Source organism: Bacillus sp. JJ1503 (assembly GCF_036965125.1).
GTDB lineage: Bacteria > Bacillota > Bacilli > Bacillales > Cytobacillaceae > Cytobacillus.
This window is the reverse complement of sequence record NZ_JBALOZ010000204.1, coordinates 1-6,409: the sequence shown is the minus strand read 5'-3', so window position 1 is coordinate 6,409 and position 6,409 is coordinate 1. Positions and strand designations below refer to the sequence as shown.

Annotated in this window: 7 protein-coding genes; all 7 read right to left on the bottom strand. The window is 37.6% G+C overall.

What is annotated here, in order from left to right; all coding sequences use genetic code 11:
* Positions 1-1,221 (bottom strand): RIP metalloprotease RseP (gene rseP, locus V7149_RS15750; RefSeq protein WP_335346560.1); only part of this gene is annotated, 1,221 nt, incomplete at its 3' end.
* A 60-nt stretch (positions 1,222-1,281) separates the two neighbouring features.
* A complete protein-coding gene (locus tag V7149_RS15745) occupies positions 1,282-2,427 on the bottom strand; it encodes a 1-deoxy-D-xylulose-5-phosphate reductoisomerase (protein WP_335346559.1) in 1,146 nt (381 codons plus the stop codon).
* Between the two features lie 31 nt (positions 2,428-2,458).
* A complete protein-coding gene (locus V7149_RS15740) occupies positions 2,459-3,247 on the bottom strand; it encodes a phosphatidate cytidylyltransferase (protein ID WP_335346558.1) in 789 nt (262 codons plus the stop codon).
* Between the two features lie 19 nt (positions 3,248-3,266).
* Positions 3,267-4,043, bottom strand: a complete 777-nt coding sequence (locus V7149_RS15735; RefSeq protein ID WP_335346557.1) for an isoprenyl transferase — start codon at positions 4,041-4,043, stop codon at positions 3,267-3,269.
* Between the two features lie 254 nt (positions 4,044-4,297).
* Positions 4,298-4,855, bottom strand: a complete 558-nt coding sequence (gene frr / locus V7149_RS15730; protein ID WP_335346556.1) for a ribosome recycling factor — start codon at positions 4,853-4,855, stop codon at positions 4,298-4,300.
* The gene (pyrH, locus tag V7149_RS15725; protein ID WP_335346555.1) at positions 4,855-5,580 is read right to left on the bottom strand and encodes a UMP kinase; all 726 of its coding nucleotides are present in this window, start codon (positions 5,578-5,580) and stop codon (positions 4,855-4,857) included. The genes frr and pyrH overlap by 1 nt, the downstream gene beginning before the upstream one ends.
* Positions 5,581-5,687: 107 nt before the next feature.
* The coding region (gene tsf / locus V7149_RS15720; protein WP_335346554.1) for a translation elongation factor Ts at positions 5,688-6,409 on the bottom strand (722 nt) is incomplete at its 5' end.

Below are 6,409 nucleotides of genomic sequence, written 5' to 3'. Positions count from 1 at the left end.
CATTAATAGCATTAATAATGCAAACCCGATAAAATGAACCATTCCTTCTTTATGACGGTCAATTGGTTTTCCTCTTACAGCTTCAACCGCGAAGAACATCAATCTTCCGCCATCTAATGCAGGGATTGGAAGTAAATTCATGATTCCTAGGTTAATGCTCAGTATTCCGGCCCATTTCATTAAATAAAATATCCCCGATTTAGCTACTGTGTCTGTAGAGACATATATGCCAACTGGTCCTGATAAAGCATCAATAGAAAATTGTCCAGTAATTAATTTACCTAGCATAACAAAAATTTCTTTTGTCCAATTATACGTTTCTATAGCCCCATTCGTTATGGCTTTAATAGGCGATTTTTCCATTGGGCTATAAACGCCGATAATACCGATTTTTTCTCCTTCTACCTCTTGAACCTTCGGAGTAACAGGCAAGTTGATTTCTTGTCCGTTTCGATCAAGTGAGAATTGCAGCTCTTTGTTCGGATTTTTGCGGATAATCTCAACTACATCTGACCAGCTTGATATTTCTGCTCCGTTAATACTATGAATGATATCCCCTTCTTTTAATCCAGCCGATACCGCAGCTCCATCAGGAGTTAATTTCCCTAGCTCAGGCTCGTTTGTAGGAATTCCCTGCATCACACCGATAAGTACAAATACGACAAAGGCAAGAATAAAGTTCATCATCGGTCCGGCAAAAATAGCCATTGTTCTTTGGCCTAGCGTCTTTGAAGCAAACTGTCTATCGTAAGGAGCAATAAGAGTTTCTACCCCATCCTCTACTAATACTGCACTTGGGCTTATAGTAAATGATTGTAGTTTATCTTCCTCTTCTCCTTCAACATATCCTTTAATGACTAGAGAATGCTCTATATCTGCATGCTCTACCTCAATGACCCTAGCATTTGGGTACTTTTCCTTTTGATTCAAAATAATTTTATTAACTTGTTCTGATTCATTAAATAATAAACCAATCCTGAATCCTGGCTTTATTTCGATCATCTCGGGATCTTCTCCAGCCATGCGGACAAAGCCCCCAATTGGTAATAGCCTGATCGTATAGGTTGTTTCTCCTTTTTTATGTGAGAAAACCTTTGGTCCAAAGCCAATAGCGAATTCACGGCAAAGGATCCCTGCTCTTTTCGCAAATACAAAATGCCCTAATTCATGAAAAAATACTAGTGCCCCAAAAATGATAATAAAGGCTATAACTGTACTCAAAATATAACCACCTTTTTTAAAAAGATAACATAGTATTATCTTTTTGAGTTAAAAAGCTATTTAGCTTAAAAGTGAGTCTACATATTTTCTCGTTTCCAAATCAACTTCCTGAATATCGGTGAGACTTGGATTTAAGATGTTTTTGTGAATACTCAAAGCCTTTTCAATTAAATCTTCTATTTGCAGGAAAGTTGCCTTTCCTTCTAAAAAGGCTGCAACTGCCACTTCGTTTGCAGCGTTTAAGACAGAAGGCATCGTTCCGCCCGCCTTACCAGCTTCGTACGCATATCTTAAGCAGCGGAAGCGATCCATGTCCATTTTCTGAAAATGGAGCTTTCCTATTTCCGCTAAGTTCAGCCGTTTTGCTGATGGAAGAGGCAGCCTGTCTGGATAAGTCAGTGCATACTGAATGGGAACTCTCATATCTGGTGTTCCTAATTGTGCAATAATGCTGCTGTCATGAAATTCAATCATAGAGTGAATGATGCTTTCTTTATGCAATAAAACGTCAATATCATTATAGTTGATTGAAAAAAGCCAATGTGCCTCAATGACCTCTAGCCCTTTATTCATCATCGTTGCAGAATCGATTGTAATTTTTGCACCCATGGACCAATTAGGATGGTTGAGAGCTTCATGAACTGTCACATTTTCTAGTTCTTGTCTCGTAAGGTCCCTAAAAGATCCGCCAGAGGCAGTTAAAATCAGCTTATCAATATTTTTCTGCTTTTCACCTTGTAAAGCCTGGAATATAGCAGAATGCTCACTATCTACTGGCAATAAAGAGACTTGATTCTTTTTCACTTTTTCCATGACAAGGTGTCCAGCAGTTACTAACGTTTCCTTATTCGCAATAGCAATCGTCTTTTTTTCTCTAATAGCTTGCAAAGTTGGAGTTAACCCAATACTGCCAGTGACTGCATTAACAAGGATTTCTGCTTTATGATAAACGGCTACTTCTGATAACCCGTCATTGCCATATGTAAAAGTGATATTTGGAAATTCCGCTTCTAGTATTTGAGCTGATGATCTATCTGACACAGAAACAAGCTCTGGATGAAATTCATGAATGATTTTCCTAGTCAAGTCAAGATTTCTGCCAACCGCCATGGCAACTAGATTAAATTCATCAGGATGCTCCTTGATTATATCTAACGTTTGGGTGCCAATTGAACCAGTAGCTCCCATTAAACTAATATTCTTCAACAAATTCAACTCCTGTTGCATAAAGAACTAACTACATTAAATAGATAAAATGCAATAATGGCCAAACGAATAATAAGCTATCAAAACGATCTAATATTCCGCCATGCCCCGGCATGATATTACCGGAATCCTTTACATCATAATGGCGCTTCAAAGCGGATTCAACTAAATCACCAATTTGTCCAAAAATAGACAGGACTATCGTAATGATGGATAGCTGCAGAAAAGAGGCATTAATATCTGAGAAAAAAATAAAGAGCGCTGCCACTATTAGTGCACAAACGACACCACCAATTGAACCTTCAATTGTCTTATTGGGGCTAATTTCAGGCCATAGCTTGTTTTTCCCAATAGCACGGCCAATAAAATAGGCTCCAGAGTCGGTTGCCCATATGATAAATAAGGAATAGAAAATATATACTAGTCCAGATTCACGTGTTTCAATAAAGAAATAGAAACCAATTCCAATATAAAGTACAGCAAGAATTGAAAAAGCAACATCGTCAAAATTAAATTGATTTTTTGTTGTTACTGTATACGTTAAAAAAAGTAAAACCGCGAGGAGGACAAATTCAATTTTCGAATAGCTTAGTGGTTCATATGCATTCTGGAACTGTTTAGGTAATAGCATTACCCATAATAGTAATAAAGAAAGTAGCCCTGGTATAGAAAAGAGCTTAATTTTGCGCATTTTTAATACTTCATATAGTGCAATGGATGCCAATAAATAGGCTAGAATAATGAATGGAAATCCACCAAAAATCGTTAACGGCAAAAAAATTGCACCAAATATAATCGCTGAAATGATTCGTTGCTTCATCTATGTCGTCACACCTTTATTAAACTCCGCCAAACCGCCTCTGACGGTTCTGAAATACCTCAATCGCTTCAAGAAGATGCTCTTCACCAAAATCCGGCCATAGAACATCAGTAAACCAAAACTCAGTGTATGCAAGCTGCCAAAGCATAAAATTGCTTAAGCGGATTTCCCCGCTTGTTCGGATTAATAAATCAGGGTCATTCAAGTCTTTCGTCATTAAATAGTTTGAAAAAATTTCCTCATTTAATTCACTTTCATTTATTATACCACTATTGCAATCTTTTAAGACAAGTTTGATTCCCTCAATAATTTCTGCCCTGCTTCCATAATTAAGAGCAAAATTCAAAATGAGCCCAGTATTATCCTTCGTATCTTCCATTGCCTTCTCAATCGCATTTCTTGTATGTGTAGGCAACATTTCTTTATAGCCCATCATTTGCACTCGTACATTTTCTTCTACTAGCTCAGGAAGAAATGTCCCTAAAAACTCTTCTGGGAGCTTCATTAAAAAATCCACTTCCATTTTAGGTCTCTTCCAATTTTCAGTTGAGAAAGCATACAGTGTTAATGTTTTTATCCCAAGCTCATTGGCTAATTTAGTTGTTTTTCGAACTACTTTCATTCCTTCATGATGTCCCGCTACACGAGGAAGCGCTCTTTTCTTTGCCCATCTGCCATTGCCATCCATTATAATCGCTACATGTGAAGGAATCTGAAGCTCTTGAATTTTCAAGATTCTCTCTCGGAGTCCTGTTGAGCTATTCTGATTTCTCCATTGTTTCATTTTATTTAACATAAAAATGCTCCTTTAGATAGGTTTTCTTACCTCCGAAAAGAAAACTTGCCGATCAGTACATCTGGTAAGGACAAGATAGAGTTCATTTTCTTTATTGTTTTATCATACCAAAAATCATGAAAGTTATCTCTATAAAAGGGTATGTATAGATAACTAAATTAAGAATATGCTTAATATGTATTTATTTTTTTGTCACGGTAATTTGTACCTAAAAGATTGAAAAAACCCCCTAATGATAGAGGGTAGTTATGCCATTACACTTCAAGTACTTCTTTTTCTTTATCCTTTGTAATGGAATCGATCTTACTAATTTGCTCATCTGTTAGCTTTTGGATATCGTCAGAGTAACCACGTAAATCATCTTCTGTGATTTCCCCATTTTTCTCCAGCTTCTTTAATTCATCATTTCCATCACGACGAATATTACGAATAGCAATTTTTGCTTCTTCTGATTCCTTTTTCACCTGTTTAACCAACTCTTTTCGGCGCTCCTCTGTAAGCTGCGGAATAGATAGTCGAATAATATTTCCATCATTTGATGGGTTTAAACCGATATCTGATTTCAGGATGGCTTTTTCAATATCACCAAGAATTGATTTATCATAAGGCTGAATGACTAGAAGTCGTGCTTCAGGAACAGAAACGCCTGCTAATTGATTAATTGGCGTTGGCGCCCCGTAATAGTCAACAGTAATCCTATCAAGTAAGGAAGCATTGGCTCTCCCTGCACGGATCGCTGCTAATTCACGAGTATATGCTTGAATTGCTTTTGTCATTTTTTCTTTTGCATTCGCAATTACTTGTTTTGCCATTATTTTTTCCCCCTCACAATTGTTCCGATTGTTTCACCCATAACGGCACGATTAATATTCCCTTGTTCCATAATGGAGAAAACAATTAATGGAATATCATTGTCCATGCATAAAGAAGATGCTGTTGAATCCATTACAGCCAACCCTTCTTTTAAGACGTCTAAATATGATAATTCTTCATATTTTTTGGCATTCGAATCAATACGCGGGTCAGCAGAGTATACACCGTCAACATTGTTTTTCGCCATTAAGATAACTTCCGCTTCTATTTCCGCTGCACGTAAAGCGGCAGTTGTATCTGTTGAGAAATAAGGGTTGCCTGTACCAGCTGCAAAAATAACAACTCGCTTTTTCTCTAGGTGGCGAATTGCTCTTCTGCGAATATATGGCTCCGCTACTTGTCTCATCTCAATTGAGGTTTGAACCCTTGTCTCAACTCCTAGCTGCTCAAGGCTATCCTGAAGTGCTAAAGAGTTCATAACAGTTGCAAGCATGCCCATATAGTCGGCATTTGCTCTGTCCATTCCCATTTCTTCCCCAATCTTCCCACGCCATATATTTCCACCGCCAACAACAACTGCAACCTCAACTCCTAATTGAGCTAAATCTCTTACTTGTGCTGCAACTGACTTAATGACGGCAGGGTTAATTCCAAAGCCTTGCTCTCCTGCTAAAGCTTCTCCACTCAATTTTAAAACGACGCGTTTGTATTTTGGGTTACTCATAAAGACCTCCATATGTAAAAAATCGAAATGCGTAAACGCACTTTGAAAAATAGGGAACACAGTGTGTTCCCTATTTAAGCAAATCTTGATGTATTATAGTAAGTTTATTATTTTTTAACCTGGCTCATTACTTCTTCTGCGAAATTGTCTTCACGCTTTTCGATGCCTTCTCCAACTTCGTAGCGAACGAACTCACGGATTTTTCCGCCTTTTGATTCTACAAACTTACCAACTTTTTGGTCAGGGTTTTTAACAAATGCTTGGTCGTTTACACAAACATCTTCGAAATATTTGCTTAAACGGCCTTCTACCATTTTTGCAACGATATTTTCAGGTTTTCCTTCATTTAAAGCTTGCTGTGTTAATACTTGGCGCTCACGCTCTACTTCTTCTGCTGAAACTTCGTCACGTGACACATATTTAGGGTTTAATGCTGCAATGTGCATAGATACATCTTTAGCAGCATCTTCATCTGTTGTACCTTCAACTACAGTTAACACACCAATGCGTCCACCCATATGCAAGTATGCGCCAAATGCATCGCTGTCTGTTTTTGTTTTAACAGCAAAACGGCGAAGTGTAAGCTTTTCACCAATTTTTGCGATAGCAGAATTAATATGAGTTTCAACTGTTGCACCATTATCCATAGTTTGTGCAAGAGCTTCTTCAACTGAAGCAGGCTTTTTCGCTAAAAGATGATCAGCTAATTCTTTAACAAGAACTTGGAAGCCTTCATTTTTTGCAACGAAGTCTGTTTCAGAGTTTACTTCAAGAATAACAGCATCATTTCCCTCAACCTTGATAGATGTAAGACCTTCTGCTGCAATAC